Below are 15,082 nucleotides of genomic sequence, written 5' to 3'. Positions count from 1 at the left end.
AAGCGAGGCGTTGAGGAGGAGAGTCTAACCCGCGCCGCCGAGCAGCGACAACTGGCGGACGTTGTCCGTGCCGTCCTGGTCGGTGAGCGAGGTCGGGTAGTCGCCGGTGAAGCACGCGTCGCAGAATTGCGGCATCATCCGGTTGCGCTCCGGCTCGTCGACCGCCCGGTAGAGCCCGTCGATTGTCAGGAAGGCGAGGGAGTCGACCTTGATGTAGTCGGCCATTTCCTCGATCGTCATGCGCGAGGCGAGGAGCTTGCCCTTTTCCGGCGTGTCGACACCGTAGAAGCAGCTGGCCCGGGTCGGCGGCGAGGCGATGCGCATGTGCACCTCGGCGGCGCCGGCCTCGCGCACCATCTGCACGATCTTCTGGCTGGTCGTGCCGCGCACGATCGAATCGTCGACCAGCACCACGCGCTTGCCCTCGAGGATCCTGCGGTTGGCGTTGTGCTTCAGCTTGACGCCCATGTGGCGGATCGCGTCCGTCGGCTGGATGAAGGTCCGGCCGACATAGTGGTTGCGGATGATCCCCAGCTCGAACGGCAGATTGGCTTCCTGGGCGTAGCCGATGGCGGCGGGCACGCCCGAATCCGGCACCGGCACGACGATGTCGGCCTCGGCGTGGCTCTCGCGGGCAAGCTCGGCGCCGATCTTCTTGCGGATGTCGTAGACGTTGCGGCCTTCGACGTTGGAGTCCGGCCGGGCGAAATAGACATACTCGAAGATGCAAAAGCGCGGCCGGCGCGCCTGGAACGGGAAGATGCTCTCGATCCCGTCCTCGGTGATGATCACGAGTTCGCCCGGCGCGATGTCGCGGACGAAGGTCGCGCCCATGATGTCGAGCGCGCAGGTTTCCGAGGCGAGGATCAGCGACCCTTCGAACTCGCCGAGCACCAGCGGCCGGATACCGAGCGGGTCACGCACGCCGACCATCTTCTTCGACGACAGGCCGACCAGCGAGAAGGCGCCCTCGAGCCGCGACAGCGCATCGATGAGCTTGTCGACGAACAGCCGACCGGCACTGGTCGCGACGAGATGCAGGATCGTCTCGGTATCGGAGGTGGAGGAAAAGATCGAGCCGCGGCGCTGCAGCTCGCGCTGCACCGTCATCGCGTTGGTGATGTTGCCGTTGTGGGCGACGGCGAAGCCACCGGCGGAGAGCTCGGCGAAAAATGGCTGAACATTGCGCAGGCCGCCGCCGCCGCTGGTCGCATAGCGCGTGTGACCGATCGCCGAGCTGCCGGGCAGCCGCTCGAGCACCGACTGCTTGGTGAAGGTGTCGCCGATCAGGCCGGAATGGCGCTCCACGTGGAACTGCGAGCCGTCGAAGGAGACGATGCCGGCTGCCTCCTGGCCCCGGTGCTGCAGGGCATGCAGCCCCAGCGTGACGACCGCGGCCGCGTCGGTCCGTTGGAAAATGCCGAAAACGCCGCATTCTTCATGCAGCGAGTCATCGCCGAAAGGCGTCTCATCCATGGTATTGTCCGCCGTTTGCCGGTGCGCGCCGGCCTGCCGTCGTGGAGGCCATCATATAGGACCGCGCCTGCCGATGCGCGAGTCTTTCGCTGCACGGAGCGTTCAATCCCGTAAAAACCTCAATTGGCCGCGGGCGGCGGCGTATCGCCGGACTCGTCGATCAGCCCCTCGATCGAGCTCGGCTCGCCGGGTGCCTCCGTCGCGTCCGGCACGGGGACGACGACGGGCTCGCCATCCGTGCCTTCCGGCGCGATGACGGCATCGGGTTCGCCGTCGGTGCCCTGGATCTGGTCCATGATGACCTGCTCGGGGTTATCCGGAAGCGCCGCCACCAGCCGCTGGCCGAGATCGTCGAGGAACGGCTTGCTCCGCGCGTCGGCGACCCATTGCGGCTGATTCGCCGGCGCCAGCCAGTTGAAGAACAGCATGGCGACGACGACGAGCAGCAGTCCTCGCACCGCGCCGAAGACGAAGCCGAGCGCGCGGTCGATCGCGCCGACGCGGCTGTCGATGATGAAATCGGCGATGCGGAGCGTGATGAAAGACACGACGATCAGCGTCAGCAGGAAGATCAGCGCGGCCGAGACCGCCAGCGCCACCATGTCGGAGGCGATGTACTCGGACACGTAGGGGGTCAGCGGCCGGTAGAAGAAGAACGCGGCGGCGGCGGCGACGAGCCAGGCGACGACCGACAGGACCTCGCGGGAGAAACCACGCACCATCGCCAGAAGCGCCGAGACGAGCATGATCGCGAAGAGGATCGCGTCGAGAAGGGTTAGCGTCATGAACGGTCGATCCTCTGGCCTTTCGGAGCGAGCGGGAACGGAACTTGCCGGTCCCGTCCGCGCAGCGTCGCTGGGCATAACCCTTCGACGGAGATTTTACACTAGGGCCACGGCGGAAAATCAAGCATCTGTGGCGCCGCCGCCCACGGCGACCCGCGCCACGAGGTCCGGCAGCGCCTCCACCTCGAAGCCGCTCATGTCGCGCGAGCGCGGCATGTCGGCGGGCGCCGAGGGCAGCACGGCCTGGCGGAAGCCGAGCTTTTCGGCCTCCTTGAGGCGCTGGGCGGCATGGGCGACGGGCCGCACCGAGCCTGACAGGCTGATCTCGCCGAAATAGACACAGTCCGAGGGTAAGGGCGCCCCGCTGAGCGAGGAGACCAGCGCCGCGGCCACGGCAAGATCGGCGGCGGGCTCGGAGATGCGGAACCCGCCGGCGACGTTGAGATAGACGTCGTGCTGGCCGAGCCGGACGCCGCAATGGGCTTCCAGCACCGCCAGCACCATCGCGAGCCGCGGCTGGTCCCAGCCGAGCACAGCCCGTCGCGGCGTGCCGAGCGCGGAGGGCGCGACCAGCGCCTGGATCTCCACCAGCACTGGCCGCGTGCCTTCCATGCCGGCGAAGACCGCGGCGCCCGGCGCCTTCTCGTTGCGCTCCCCGAGGAACAACTCCGACGGGTTCTGCACTTCGCGCAGGCCCAGGTCGCCCATCTCGAACACGCCGATTTCGTCGGTCGGGCCGAAGCGGTTCTTCACAGTCCGCAGGATCCGGTAGTGATGGCCGCCTTCGCCCTCGAAATAGAGGACGGCGTCGACCATGTGCTCGACGACGCGCGGCCCTGCGATCTGGCCCTCCTTGGTGACGTGGCCGACGAGGATCACCGCCGCGCCGCTGGCCTTGGCGAAGCGCACCATCGCCTGGACGCCGGCCCGTACCTGGGTAACGGTGCCGGGCGCTGAATCGGCCATGTCCGACCAGAGGGTCTGGATCGAGTCGATGATGACGAGGTCCGGCCGCCGCGCCTCGGCCAGCGTCGCCAGAATGTCCTCGACATTGGTCTCGGCCATCAGCTGCACGTCGGTGTCGGCGGCCTTCAGCCGCTGCGCCCGAAGGCGAACCTGCGCCACCGCCTCCTCACCGGAGACGTAGACGACGCTGTGGCCGTTGCGGGAAAGGGCGGCCGCCGCCTGCATCAGCAGCGTCGACTTGCCGATGCCAGGGTCGCCGCCGATCAGGATCGCCGAGCCGCGGACGATGCCGCCGCCGAGCGCCCGGTCGAGCTCGTCGATCTTCGAGATGATCCGCGGCGCTTCCTCCATCTCGCCGGAAAGCGGCAGCAAGGCCGACGGGCGGCCGCGCCGCCGCGAGGCGCCCTGCGGGCCACCGCCGATGCCGCCGGCGGAGTTTTCCTCGACGATGGTGTTCCACTCGCCGCAGGATTCGCACTTGCCCTGCCAGCGGGCGGTCACCGAGCCGCAGTTCTGGCAGATGAAGGAGAGTTTGGGCTTGGCCATGCGGTCTTTCGTCGAACGGGAGTTTCGCCAATATGAAGGGAGAACAAATCAGAAACAAGGGCGGCTCTACCGCGGATGCCGCCATTGCGTTACTGCGGGCCGTATCCGTTCCGGTTCTGCCGAACGTCGCGCCTTCGGGCGCGGCGAAACGGCGAGGGCAGGGTGCGGCCCTGTCCGGAGCTCCCATGATCCCCGCCGTCCTCGTCTATCTGCTCGTTGTCAACGTCGCGGCCTATGCCGCCTTCGCCTACGACAAGGCGAGGGCGGTGCGTGGCCGGCGCCGCGTGCCGGAGCGCCGGCTGCTCGGGCTTGCGCTGATCGGCGGCAGCGTCGGTGCGGTCGTGGCGCAGCGCCGGCTGCGCCACAAGACGCAGAAGGAGCCGTTCCGTTCGCGGCTGCGGGCGATCCTCGTCCTGCACGGACTCCTGCTGCTCGGCGCGGCGGTCGTCGGGGCAGATGAACTGGCGATGCTCGGCGAGATGGCCGCTGGCGCAGCGTCGAAGCCATAGGGCCGCGGCCCGGACATTCGACGACCGTCAGGTCCAGCGTCGTTCCACCCGCTTGCCCATGCCGGTCAAGAGTTCGTAGGCGATCGTCCCCGCCGCCGCGGCGACCTCGTCGATCGCGACGCCCGGTCCAAAGAACTCGACCCGATCGCCGGGCCTGACGGCGTCTTGCGGCAGCGCCGAGACGTCGAGCAGCGTCATGTCCATCGAGATGCGGCCGATGACCGGCACGCGCTGCCCGGCGAGCAGGGCGTCGGCGGCGGGGAACAGCGGGCGCAACGCGATGCCGGCGCCGGAGGCGGCGCGCGGCAGGCCGTCGGCATAGCCGATGCCGACGGTGGCGATCCGCGTGTCGCGGTCGAGCCGCGTCGCCGCGCCGTAGCCGACGGCCTCGCCGGCTTGGGCGGTGCGCAGCTGCAGGATCGCGGCGGTGAGGCGGGCGACCGGCTGCAACGCGCCGGCGAGCCCGGCGCGGCCGCCATAGAGGCCGATGCCGGGGCGGGTCAGGTCGAAGCCGTAATCGGACCCGAGAAAGGTGCCGGCTGAATTGGACAGCGAGCGCGGCACGCCGGGGAAAAGCGCGGACAGCGCCAGGAACCGCTGCAGCTGCTCGGCGCTTTGCGCCGTCGCCTCGTCGGCGGAGGCGAGGTGGCTCATCACCAGGCAGAGCGGCAGATCTCCGGAAACGGCCAGCGCAGCGGCTTTGTGCGTTTCGCCGTCGTCGAGCCCGAGGCGGTTCATCCCGGTCTCCACCTGCAGGGCCGCAGGGGCTCGCGCGCCGGCCGTGCTCAGCCCATCCTGCCAGACGGCGACGTCGTCCGGCGTCGAGAGCACCGGGACGAGGTCGTGCCGGAGATGCAGGGGGACGGTCGCCGGCTCCAGGCCCTGCAGAACGAAGATCTGCGTGGCGCCTGGGTCGGCCCCTGCCTGCGACAAAGCCTTCCGCACGGCCACGCCTTCCGACGCCCAGGCGACGAAGAAGTCGCGGCAGCCGGCTTCGTGCAGCGCTGTCGCGACGGGGGCAGCGCCGAGCCCGTAGCCGTCCGCCTTCACCGCCGCGCCGGTGCGCGCGCACGGCTGGCGAGCCGCCAGCGTCCGCCAGTTGGACTGAAGCGCCGCGCGGTCGATCTCCAGCACCGGCATTCGGGACGACACGGCGCGGTCCTTAGCAAGTTCGGACACGACGGTGCCTATTCGTAGCGCTCGGGCAGATAGGTGTCGTCCGCCAGGTCGGTGAAGCGCGTGTATTCGGCCTGGAAGGCGAGGGGCACGGTGCCGGTCGGTCCGTGGCGCTGCTTGGCGATGATCACCTCGGCCTTGCCACGCGCCTCATTCAGCGCCTGCTCCCATTTCAGATGCTCGTCGGTGCCGGGCTTCGGCTCGCGGTTCGAGAGGTAGTATTCGTCGCGATAGACGAACATCACCACGTCGGCGTCCTGCTCGATCGAGCCCGATTCGCGCAAGTCGGAGAGCTGCGGGCGCTTGTCCTCTCGGCTTTCCACCTGGCGCGACAGCTGCGACAGCGCGATGATCGGCACCGACAGTTCCTTCGCCAGAGCCTTCAGGCCGGTGGTGATCTCGGTGATTTCCTGGACGCGGTTCTGCGAGTTCTTCGACGAGCCCTGCATTAGCTGGACATAGTCGATGACCATGACGTCGAGGCCGCGCTGGCGCTTCAGGCGTCGGGCCCGGGCGGCGAGCTGGGCGATCGAGATACCACCCGTCTGATCGATGTAGAGCGGCAGCTTCTGCATCATCTCCGAACAGGCGATCAGCTTGGTCAGCTCCTGGTCGTTGATGTTGCCGCGCCGGATCTTCGAGGACGAGATCTCCGTCTGCTCGGAAATGATACGGGTGGCCAGCTGCTCGGCCGACATTTCGAGGCTGAAGAAGCCGACGACGCCGCCGTTCTTCGCCTTGAAGGAGCCGTCGGCCTGCTCGGCCGGCTCGTAGGCGGCGGCGATATTGAAGGCGATGTTGGTGGCGAGCGACGTCTTGCCCATCGCCGGTCGGCCGGCAAGGATGATCAGATCCGACGACTGCAGCCCGCCCATCCGCCGGTCGAGGCCAATGATGCCGGAGGAAACGCCGGACAGGCCGCCGTCGCGGTCCTTGGCCGCCGTCGCCATCTGCACCGCCAGCGTCACCGCCTCGGTGAAGGACTGGAAGCCGCCGTCGTAGCGGCCGGTCTCGGCAAGCTCGAACAGCCGCCGCTCGGCGTCCTCGATCTGGCCCTTCGGCTCCATGTCGAGCGGCGCGTCGAAGGCGATGTTGACCATGTCCTCGCCGATCCGGATCAGCGAGCGGCGCATCGCCAGGTCGTAGATCGCCCGGCCATAGTCGGTGGCGTTGATGATGGTCGTGGCTTCGGCCGCGAGCCGGGCGAGATACTGCGCCACCGTCAGCTCGCCGACCTTGTCGTTGGCGGCGAGGAAGGTCTTGATCGTCACCGGGTTGGCGATCTTGCCCATCCGGATCATCTCGGAGGTCTTGGAGAAGATCTCGCGGTGCAGCGGCTCGAAGAAATGGTCCGGCTTCAGGAAGTCGTGGACGACGTAATAGGCATCGTTGTTGACGAGCATCGCGCCGAGCAGGGCCTGCTCCGCCTCGATATTGTTCGGCGCCTCGCGGTAAAGTGCCGCCGCGTCCTCGTCCAATTTCCGCGCCGCATCCGCCATGCCGCGTCACCCCCGACCACGATTCTGTATGACACTCTGCCTACACGAGCCGGCGCCGTGGGCCTAGCAGTCTGCGTGCTTGACGGAACGCGGTGTGGGCGAGGCGCAGCCTGTGATGAACTATGGGGAGAACCGTCGCTGAATGGCCGCCGGCAGGCGTTCAAGGGGATCGGCAGCCTGTGGATAAAGGCGACTTGGCACCGACTCGCGCCGCGCTGCCGGAGGCGTGGCACCCACGGTCCGTGACCTTCGGTCACTCCGCTGCGCAGCGTTCCGGCCAGGCGCCTTCCCGAGATGCAGCTGCGGCGTCGGCATCGTCGCGCTCGCGCAGCCGGGCCTCGGCCTCGAACATGTAGTCGCGGGTCAATGGCAGGGCCTCGCGCGACTTCGTCAGCTGGATCTGGAAGACCACCAGGTCCTGCCAGCGGAACGAGGCTTCCGAGGCCGCGAGATAGAACTCCCACATCCGGCAGAACCGCTCGTCGTAGAGCGCCCTGGCCTCGTCGCGCCGGGCGGCGAACCGCTCGCGCCAGTGGCGCAGCGTCTCGGCATAATGCAGGCGCAGCACCTCGACATCGGTGACGATCAGCCCGGCGCGCTCGACGGCCGCGGTAACCTGCGACAGGGACGGGATGTAGCCGCCGGGGAAGATGTATTTGGCGATGAACGCATTGGTGTTCGCCGGCTCCTCGAACCGGCCGATCGTATGGAGGAGCATCACGCCGTCCGCTTTGAGCAGCTCGGCGCAGCGGCTGAAATAGTCGTCGTAGAAATCGACGCCGACATGCTCGAACATGCCGACCGACACGATCCGGTCGAACGGCCCCGTCACGTCGCGATAGTCCTCGATCCGGAACTGCGCGCGGTCGGCGAGGCCCGAATTCTCCGCGCGCTGCCGGGCGATCGCGAGCTGTTCGTCCGACAAGGTGATGCCGGTGACCTCGGCCCGCAGCTGCCGGGCGAGATAAAGCCCCATGCCGCCCCAGCCGCAGCCAATGTCGAGGGTACGCAGCCCGGGGCGATCGTAATACAGCTTGGCGGCGATATGCCGCTTCTTTGCGATCTGCGCGTCGTCCAGCGTCGCGTCCGGCGTTTCGAAATAGGCGCAGGAATACTGCCGGTCGGCGTCGAGGAAGAGGTCGTAGAGGGCGCCCGACAGGTCGTAATGATGCTGGACGTTGGCTCTCGCCCGCGTCGGCGTGTTGTTCTGGATATGGCGGCGGTAGAGGAGACGCATCCGCGCGATCGCCCGCATCCAGGGCTCGCGGGCGGCGTCGCCCCTGTCGGCATTCGCAAAGATCAAAGCCAGCACCTCGTAGATCGACCCGGAGACGATATCGAGGCCGCCGTCCATGTAGGTCTCGCCGAATTTCAAACCTGGATGGAGCCCGACGGCGCGTTCCGCCGCCTTCGTGTTGAAGCGGATGTGCAGCGGATCGCCGGTACCGTCGCCCCACTGCGTGACGTTGCCGGATGCGTCGGTGATGGTGAGGTTGCCGGATTTGAAGAGGTGAGAAAGGAAGACGGAAAGTATGCGGTTCATGGATGCCGATCTCCTGGCCGTAGCCTGAAGAACCTCGACGGCGTCAACGCCGCCGGGAGTTGCTTCGCCCATTGCATTGCGAACCGAAGTTAATACCCGCACTGAACATATGAAAAGGGGCCCCACCGTGTGGAGCCCCCATACTCGTGTTTACTCTGCGTCACCGGCTGGCGACCGCGACAGACGCGCCGGATCCGGCCTGCAAGGCGCTTAGCGCGCCTCGTCGGCCTCTTCCTCGGCGTCGGGCGCGGCCGTCTCGGTGCCCTCTTCCTCGGTGGCTTCGCCCTCGGCTTCCTCGTCCTCGTCGAACTCTTCCTCCTCGTCGATGCCGTAGATCGCATCGGCCGAGGTCAGATCCTCACCGCGCGACTGGCGCTCGGCTTCGTCCGGCGAACGGGCGACGTTGACGTTGATGAGGACCGAGACCTCCGGGTGCAGCGCGACGGAGATCGCATGGACGCCGATCGCCTTGATCGGCTGGCGCAGCTCGATCTCGTTGCGGCCGACCTTGAAGCCGTCGGCTGCCAAAAGATCGGCGATGTCGCGCGTCGAGACCGAACCGTAGAGCTGACCGGTCTCGCCGGCGGAGCGGACCGCGACGAAGCTGCGACCCTCGAGACCCTTGGCGATCTCCTGGGCTTCCGACTTGCGCTCTTCGTTGCGCTGAACGAGCTGGGTCTTCTGCGATTCGAACTTGGCGCGGTTCGCCTCGTTGGCGCGCAGGGCGCGACCGGTCGGCAGGAGGAAGTTGCGCGCGTAGCCGTCGCGCACCTTCACGGTGTCGCCCATCTGGCCGAGGCGAGCGATGCGTTCGAGAAGAATGACGTCCATGTTGAGTTCCTTTCTGGAGGGGTTGAATGCGTCGTTTACTGGCTGGCAGGCGAGGTCGTGCCGTCGCCGTGTCGCCAGGTCTGGAAAAGCCCGAGCCCCAGGAAGACGAGGAGCGGGAATGAGAGCAGCAGGATCGCCGCATAGCTGGTGAACAGCACCAGGCCGCGGCCGGGTCGCCCGCGGCTGCGGCGGTGAAGAGCGGCCAGGCCGATCAGCGTGTAAGCTGCGCCGAAGGCCCCGACGATGACCGCGCCGATGAGGCCGAGCGTGCCGCCGGCGAGGACCGCGCCAAGGCCGGCGGCAAAGACCAACAGCGTTGTCCGCGGCAGGCCGGCGATCGAAGGAATGTCGTCGCGCGGCCGCGGCAGGCGGTTGGAGATGCGGGTCACGGTGGCACCGAGATAGAGCCCGATGACCAGGATGATCGTCAGCATCGCCGGCTGGACGAACGGCACCAGCGACACGACGAGGCTGGCGAGTTCGCGCAACTGTTCCTGGTCTGGTGCATCGGGTCCGGCGACGCCGCCTTCGCCGAGCGCCTGGGCGACGGCCGGGACGAACAGCTGAGCGTCGTAGCCGAGCATCCAGCCGAGAAACAGGCAGGCCGCCGTCGCCATGGCGGTGATCGCCATCAGCACCCGCTCGAGCGGGTACCAGTCGAGTGGCGGCGTGGCGGGGACATTGCCGTTGGCGGCCCGCATCGGTGCCTCGGCCGGACGTGCCAGACCCGCCAGGTGCCCGGCAACGGCCGTCGGGATCGCCATGGAGATGAGCAGCGTCAGGGCACTGGGAACGGAGAGGGTGACCGCAAAGATCGTCGCGCCGGCGATCGCCGCTGCGATGAAACCGGCGACCGAGCCCCAGCCGAGGCTGGCGATGGCGATGGGGATCGGGGCGGCGAGAGCAAGACTCACCGCCGACGCCGATTGCAGCACGATGCCGGCAAACAGCAGCGCGCTGGCTAGGCCCGAGGCCACGGCAATGACGATTGTGGTTGGCTTCATCTTCGGTGCGCTGTCCTGCTCGCGGCAGTTAGAGGCGATCGCCCCAACTAGGCTTGGTCGTGTCCCGCGGCGGCCTGACGCGCGAGGGACGGGAGGCGGCGCGCATGCGCCGTCTCCCGGTATCGAAGTCCTACTTCAGGACGTAGGGCAGAAGGCCGAGGAAGCGGGCGCGCTTGATCGCACGGGCGAGGGCCCGCTGGTTCTTCTGCGATACGGCGGTGATCCGCGACGGGACGATCTTGCCGCGCTCGGAAATGTAGCGCTGCAGGAGACGAACGTCCTTGTAGTCGATCTTCGGCGAATCGGTGCCGGCGAACGGGTCGGACTTGCGGCGGCGATGAAACGGCCGGCGGGTGGGAAGCTGAGCGATATCGACCATGTTTTCTTACTCCGAATCGTCACGGCTGCGGCGCGGGCGGTCATCGTCGCGATCGCGACGCGGGCGGTCATCGTCACGGCGGGGACGGTCGCCCCGGTCACCGCGATCGTCGCGGCCGCCACGGCGGGGCCGGTCGTCGCGCTTCTGCATCATCACCGACTGGGCGTCTTCGTGCTCTTCGACGCGGATGGTGATGTAGCGAAGGATGTCTTCGTTGAAGCGCATCTGGCGCTCCATCTCCTGGACCGCCGCCGAAGGGGCGTCGATGTTCATCAGCGTGTAATAGGCCTTCCGGTTCTTGTTGATCCGGTAGGTGAGGGTCTTGAGGCCCCAGTTCTCGACCTTGCCGACCGAGCCGCCATTGGCCTCGAGAACGCCACGATACTGCTCGACGAGAGCCTCGACCTGTTGGTTCGAGATATCCTGGCGCGAAAGAAATACGTGCTCGTAAAGAGCCATGCGCTATCGCCTTTCCATTGTTTCGTTCGCATCTGCCCGGGTACAGCGGCTAAGCCTCGTCGACTTCCCTGCGAACCCGGTGACCCGGGACGATGTGGAAAGGCGCCTGTACGAGAACGGTCGAGAGCGGAGACACGGGAAGCCGATGCCTTCTATGGCACCCTGTTGCCGGCACAGCGGCAGCCTTCCGTTCAGCCCCCAGCTGAGGCCCGAGCAGTAACGGGGTGCAAGTACCGGGTTTCCGGTGGGGTTTCAACCCCTCGGACGTCTTGCCGGCGGACGGGAAGCGCCGCACTTCCGCCCCGCAGCCTTGACAGGAGACGGCGGCGGCAATCATTGCGGGCATTCGCCGACAAGAGATCACAGGAGATGGCGCATGGCCATGGCATTGGTTTTTCCGGGACAGGGCAGTCAGAGCGTCGGCATGGGCCGGACGCTCTATGACTCGTTCGCTGAAAGCCGTGCCATCTTCGAGGAAGTCGACGAGGCGCTGGGCGAGAAGCTCTCGACGCTGATCTTCGACGGACCGGAAGACCAGCTGACCCTGACGGCCAATGCCCAGCCGGCGCTGATGGCGGTGTCGATGGCGGCGCTGCGGGCGCTCGAGGCCAAAGGCTTCAGCCTGACCGAGGCGCGCTACGTCGCCGGCCACTCGCTCGGCGAATACTCGGCGCTGGCCGCCGCCGGCGCGATCACCGCCGCCGACACGGCCCGGCTGCTGCGCATCCGCGGCACTGCGATGCAGATGGCCGTCCCGCAGGGCGAAGGTGCGATGGCCGCCATTCTCGGCCTCGACGCAGATGCGGTCCTCGCCCTCTGCGAGGCTGCGGCCGAGGGGCAGGTCTGCGAGCCCGCGAACGACAATGGCGGCGGACAGATCGTCATTTCCGGCGACAAGGCGGCCATCGACCGCGCCGTGGCGTTGGCGCCGGAGCGCGGCGCCAAGCGTGCCATCCCGCTGTCCGTCTCCGCACCCTTTCACTGCCGGCTGATGCAGCCGGCGGCCGAACGCATGCAGGCAGCTCTGGCCGAGACCGTCATCGCCGCGCCTTCCATCCCGGTCATATCGAACGTCACGGCCAGCCCGACATCGGCGCCGGACGAGATTCGTGAGCGCCTGGTCCGCCAGGTGACCGGGCAGGTCCGCTGGCGCGAGAGCGTCGAGTTCCTCGCTCGTAACGGGGTGACGAGGCTGGTCGAGATCGGCAGCGGCAAGGTGCTGAGCGGGCTCGCCCGCCGTATCGACAAGAACCTCGTTACGTCTGCCATCGGGACGGTTGACGAGGTCCGGGCATTTTCCGGAGAACGGGGCTGAAGGCCTGGGGCCAGGAGCCACGGTAACGATCAGGGAAGGAAACCAGATGTTTGATCTGACCGGGCGCAAGGCGCTCGTCACCGGCGCCAGCGGCGGCATCGGCGAGGCGATCGCACGCGCGTTCCACGCCGCCGGCGCCACGGTGGGCCTGCACGGCACGCGGCGGGAGAAGCTCGACGCACTCGCCGCCGAACTCGGCGAGCGCACCATGGTGTTTCCCGCCGACCTTGCCGACCGCGACGCGCAGAAGGCGCTGGCCGAAACTGCCGAAGCGGAGATGCAGGGCGTCGACATCCTCGTCAACAATGCCGGCATCACCCGCGACGGGCTGTTCGTGCGGATGTCGGACGACGACTGGGACAGCGTCATCGAAGTCGATCTCACCGCCGCCTTCCGGCTGACGCGCGGCATCACCCATCCGATGATGCGTCGCCGGCACGGGCGAATCATCAACATCACCTCGATCGTCGGCGTCACCGGCAATCCCGGCCAGGCCAATTATTGCGCCGCCAAGGCAGGCATGATCGGCTTCTCGAAATCGCTGGCGCAGGAGATCGCCTCGCGCAATGTGACGGTCAACTGCATCGCCCCGGGCTTCATCACCAGCGCGATGACCGACAAGCTGAACGACAAGCAGAAGGACGGCATCATGGGGGCCATTCCCATGAAGCGGATGGGCGAGGGGGGCGACATCGCCGCCGCCGCGGTCTATCTGGCGTCCGATCAGGCCGGCTACGTCACCGGCCAGACGCTGCACGTCAACGGCGGCATGGTGATGATCTGATCCTTGGGCTTTCCCTTGGCCCCCGCGTCGCGGCGTGGTAAGCGCCGCGCCACCGAACCATTCGATCCAAAGCTGGCGCATGACCGAAATGCCGGCGCCGCTTGATAAAGCGCCGCCCCGCGTCTAACGAATGCGGCAGCACCATCGCAATAGAGGACTGACAATGAGCGATACCGCCGAGCGAGTGAAGAAGATCGTCGTCGAACATCTGGGCGTCGAGCAGGAGAAGGTCACCGAGAACGCCAGCTTCATCGACGATCTCGGTGCCGACAGCCTCGACACGGTCGAGCTCGTCATGGCCTTCGAGGAAGAGTTCGGCGTCGAGATCCCGGACGATGCCGCCGAGACGATCCTCACCGTCGGCGACGCGGTGAAGTTCATCGAGAAGAATCAGGCCTGACGCTTCGGGCGGAGCGTCCGCCTCAGCGATTGAGCAATTGATGAGACGAGTTGTAATTACTGGCGTCGGCATGGTCAGCCCCCTTGGGGCCGGTGCCGGCGTCACATGGAAACGCCTCCTGAACGGCGAGAGCGGTCTGAAGCGGATCGAGCATTTCGAGGTCGGTGACCTCGCTTGCCAGATTGCCGGACAGATTCCGCGTGGGGCCGGTGAAGACGGCACCTTCAATCCAGATCAATGGATGGAGCCGAAGGAGCAGCGCAAGGTCGATGATTTCATCGTCTTCGCGATGGCTGCCGCCTCCGAGGCGCTGGACGACGCCGACTGGCATCCCGAAACCTACGAGGACCAGATCGCCAGCGGCGTTCTGATCGGTTCGGGTATCGGCGGCCTGCAGGGCATCGAGCGCAGTGCGCTGATCCTTGCCGAAAAGGGCCCCCGCCGGGTCAGCCCGTTCTTCATCCCCGGCAGCCTGATCAACCTCGCGTCTGGCCACGTGTCGATTCGCAATGGTCTCAAAGGGCCGAATCATTCCGTGGTCACCGCCTGTTCGACGGGTGCCCACGCGATCGGCGACGCCGCGCGGATCATCGCGCTTGGCGATGCCGACGTGATGGTCGCCGGCGGCGCGGAATCGCCGGTGTCGCGACTCGCCGTTGCCGGCTTTGCCGCCTGCCGGGCGCTGTCGACGCATTTCAACGACGACCCGACCCGCGGCTCGCGTCCCTACGACCGTGACCGCGACGGCTTCGTGATGGGCGAGGGCGCCGGCATCGTCGTTCTCGAGGATTACGAGCACGCCAAGGCACGCGGCGCGCGCATCTATGCCGAAGTCATCGGCTACGGCATGTCTGGCGACGCCTACCACATCACCGCCCCGTCGGAAGACGGCGACGGCGCCTTCCGCTGCATGTCGGCAGCGATGAAGCGGGCCGGCATCACCCCTTCCGATATCGACTACGTCAACGCCCACGGCACCTCGACGCCGCTCGGCGACGAGATCGAGCTCCGGGCGATCGAACGTCTGCTCGGCGACGCGGCAGAGGGCATCTCGATGTCCTCGACCAAGTCGGCCATCGGCCACCTGCTCGGTGCCGCGGGTGCAGTGGAAGCGATCTTCTCGGCGCTGGCGATCCGCGACAATGTCGCGCCGCCGACGCTCAATCTCGACAATCCGTCGGTCGAGACGAAGATCGATCTCGTGCCGCACGTGAAGCGCGAGAAAGAGATCAACATCGCGCTGTCGAACTCCTTCGGATTCGGCGGAACCAACGCGTCGCTGATCCTGCGGCGCGTGGACGAATAGTCCCGCGAATTGACAGGCCGGGCGCGTTCAGGCGTCCGGGCTTTCGCCACATTCCAGTGATGCTTCGGCGGTCACGGCAACACATTCGGGGGACCATCCGGTGA

15 protein-coding genes are annotated in these 15,082 nt (G+C 67.1%); 5 read left to right on the top strand and 10 right to left on the bottom strand.

The window, feature by feature from the left end:
- Positions 1–24: 24 nt before the first annotated feature.
- From purF to radA, 3 genes are all read right to left on the bottom strand, one after another.
- On the bottom strand, positions 25–1,476 hold the full coding sequence (purF, locus tag GTW51_RS09830) for an amidophosphoribosyltransferase (protein WP_163043741.1): 1,452 nt from the start codon (positions 1,474–1,476) through the stop codon (positions 25–27).
- A 119-nt stretch (positions 1,477–1,595) separates the two neighbouring features.
- Complete coding sequence (locus GTW51_RS09825) at positions 1,596–2,261, bottom strand: CvpA family protein (protein WP_163043740.1); 666 nt, start codon at positions 2,259–2,261, stop codon at positions 1,596–1,598.
- A gap of 120 nt (positions 2,262–2,381) precedes the next feature.
- A complete protein-coding gene (gene radA / locus GTW51_RS09820) occupies positions 2,382–3,773 on the bottom strand; it encodes a DNA repair protein RadA (protein WP_163043739.1) in 1,392 nt (463 codons plus the stop codon).
- Positions 3,774–3,958: 185 nt separating this feature from the next.
- Between radA and GTW51_RS09815 the strand changes: the two genes are divergently transcribed.
- The gene (locus tag GTW51_RS09815; protein ID WP_163043738.1) at positions 3,959–4,282 is read left to right on the top strand and encodes a DUF1294 domain-containing protein; all 324 of its coding nucleotides are present in this window, start codon (positions 3,959–3,961) and stop codon (positions 4,280–4,282) included.
- Between the two features lie 27 nt (positions 4,283–4,309).
- Here the strand turns inward: GTW51_RS09815 and alr are convergent, their stop codons facing one another.
- The 7 genes from alr to rpsF form a co-directional block, all read right to left on the bottom strand.
- The gene (gene alr / locus GTW51_RS09810; protein WP_343033982.1) at positions 4,310–5,461 is read right to left on the bottom strand and encodes an alanine racemase; all 1,152 of its coding nucleotides are present in this window, start codon (positions 5,459–5,461) and stop codon (positions 4,310–4,312) included.
- 8 nt (positions 5,462–5,469) lie between these two features.
- Complete coding sequence (locus GTW51_RS09805) at positions 5,470–6,957, bottom strand: replicative DNA helicase (RefSeq protein WP_163043737.1); 1,488 nt, start codon at positions 6,955–6,957, stop codon at positions 5,470–5,472.
- Positions 6,958–7,210: 253 nt separating this feature from the next.
- Positions 7,211–8,500, bottom strand: a complete 1,290-nt coding sequence (locus tag GTW51_RS09800; protein ID WP_163043736.1) for a cyclopropane fatty acid synthase — start codon at positions 8,498–8,500, stop codon at positions 7,211–7,213.
- A gap of 210 nt (positions 8,501–8,710) precedes the next feature.
- A complete protein-coding gene (rplI, locus tag GTW51_RS09795; protein ID WP_163043735.1) occupies positions 8,711–9,331 on the bottom strand; it encodes a 50S ribosomal protein L9 in 621 nt (206 codons plus the stop codon).
- Between the two features lie 35 nt (positions 9,332–9,366).
- Positions 9,367–10,335: a hypothetical protein gene (locus GTW51_RS09790; protein WP_163043734.1), complete on the bottom strand. Its 969-nt coding sequence runs from the start codon at positions 10,333–10,335 to the stop codon at positions 9,367–9,369.
- Positions 10,336–10,465: 130 nt separating this feature from the next.
- Positions 10,466–10,714: a 30S ribosomal protein S18 gene (rpsR, locus tag GTW51_RS09785; RefSeq protein ID WP_163043733.1), complete on the bottom strand. Its 249-nt coding sequence runs from the start codon at positions 10,712–10,714 to the stop codon at positions 10,466–10,468.
- A 6-nt stretch (positions 10,715–10,720) separates the two neighbouring features.
- Positions 10,721–11,173: a 30S ribosomal protein S6 gene (rpsF, locus tag GTW51_RS09780; protein ID WP_163043732.1), complete on the bottom strand. Its 453-nt coding sequence runs from the start codon at positions 11,171–11,173 to the stop codon at positions 10,721–10,723.
- A gap of 376 nt (positions 11,174–11,549) precedes the next feature.
- Here rpsF and fabD point away from each other — a divergent pair, with 376 nt between their 5' ends.
- From fabD to fabF, 4 genes are all read left to right on the top strand, one after another.
- Entirely contained in the window at positions 11,550–12,488 is a 939-nt protein-coding gene (gene fabD / locus GTW51_RS09775) for an ACP S-malonyltransferase (RefSeq protein ID WP_163043731.1), read from the top strand.
- A 46-nt stretch (positions 12,489–12,534) separates the two neighbouring features.
- On the top strand, positions 12,535–13,272 hold the full coding sequence (fabG, locus tag GTW51_RS09770) for a 3-oxoacyl-[acyl-carrier-protein] reductase (protein ID WP_163043730.1): 738 nt from the start codon (positions 12,535–12,537) through the stop codon (positions 13,270–13,272).
- A gap of 163 nt (positions 13,273–13,435) precedes the next feature.
- Positions 13,436–13,672 carry an acyl carrier protein gene (locus GTW51_RS09765; protein ID WP_026358398.1) on the top strand — a complete coding sequence of 79 codons (237 nt, stop codon included), beginning with the start codon at positions 13,436–13,438 and terminating at the stop codon, positions 13,670–13,672.
- A 40-nt stretch (positions 13,673–13,712) separates the two neighbouring features.
- Complete coding sequence (fabF, locus tag GTW51_RS09760; protein WP_163043729.1) at positions 13,713–14,978, top strand: beta-ketoacyl-ACP synthase II; 1,266 nt, start codon at positions 13,713–13,715, stop codon at positions 14,976–14,978.
- Positions 14,979–15,082 lie beyond the last annotated feature (104 nt).

The sequence above is a fragment of the Aurantimonas aggregata genome (assembly GCF_010500835.1).
Lineage (GTDB): Bacteria > Pseudomonadota > Alphaproteobacteria > Rhizobiales > Rhizobiaceae > Aurantimonas > Aurantimonas aggregata.
This window is presented reverse-complemented; position numbering and strand designations above follow the sequence as displayed.

What these genes read in the sequence shown, in the direction of transcription:
- purF (WP_163043741.1), bottom strand. Translation starts at nt 1,476, where the DNA reads ATGGATGAGACGCCTTTCGGCGATGACTCGCTGCATGAAGAATGCGGC.
- GTW51_RS09825 (WP_163043740.1), bottom strand. Translation starts at nt 2,261, where the DNA reads ATGACGCTAACCCTTCTCGACGCGATCCTCTTCGCGATCATGCTCGTC.
- radA (WP_163043739.1), bottom strand. Translation starts at nt 3,773, where the DNA reads ATGGCCAAGCCCAAACTCTCCTTCATCTGCCAGAACTGCGGCTCGGTG.
- GTW51_RS09815 (WP_163043738.1), top strand. Translation starts at nt 3,959, where the DNA reads ATGATCCCCGCCGTCCTCGTCTATCTGCTCGTTGTCAACGTCGCGGCC.
- GTW51_RS09805 (WP_163043737.1), bottom strand. Translation starts at nt 6,957, where the DNA reads ATGGCGGATGCGGCGCGGAAATTGGACGAGGACGCGGCGGCACTTTAC.
- GTW51_RS09800 (WP_163043736.1), bottom strand. Translation starts at nt 8,500, where the DNA reads ATGAACCGCATACTTTCCGTCTTCCTTTCTCACCTCTTCAAATCCGGC.
- rplI (WP_163043735.1), bottom strand. Translation starts at nt 9,331, where the DNA reads ATGGACGTCATTCTTCTCGAACGCATCGCTCGCCTCGGCCAGATGGGC.
- GTW51_RS09790 (WP_163043734.1), bottom strand. Translation starts at nt 10,335, where the DNA reads ATGAAGCCAACCACAATCGTCATTGCCGTGGCCTCGGGCCTAGCCAGC.
- rpsR (WP_163043733.1), bottom strand. Translation starts at nt 10,714, where the DNA reads ATGGTCGATATCGCTCAGCTTCCCACCCGCCGGCCGTTTCATCGCCGC.
- rpsF (WP_163043732.1), bottom strand. Translation starts at nt 11,173, where the DNA reads ATGGCTCTTTACGAGCACGTATTTCTTTCGCGCCAGGATATCTCGAAC.
- fabD (WP_163043731.1), top strand. Translation starts at nt 11,550, where the DNA reads ATGGCCATGGCATTGGTTTTTCCGGGACAGGGCAGTCAGAGCGTCGGC.
- fabG (WP_163043730.1), top strand. Translation starts at nt 12,535, where the DNA reads ATGTTTGATCTGACCGGGCGCAAGGCGCTCGTCACCGGCGCCAGCGGC.
- GTW51_RS09765 (WP_026358398.1), top strand. Translation starts at nt 13,436, where the DNA reads ATGAGCGATACCGCCGAGCGAGTGAAGAAGATCGTCGTCGAACATCTG.
- fabF (WP_163043729.1), top strand. Translation starts at nt 13,713, where the DNA reads ATGAGACGAGTTGTAATTACTGGCGTCGGCATGGTCAGCCCCCTTGGG.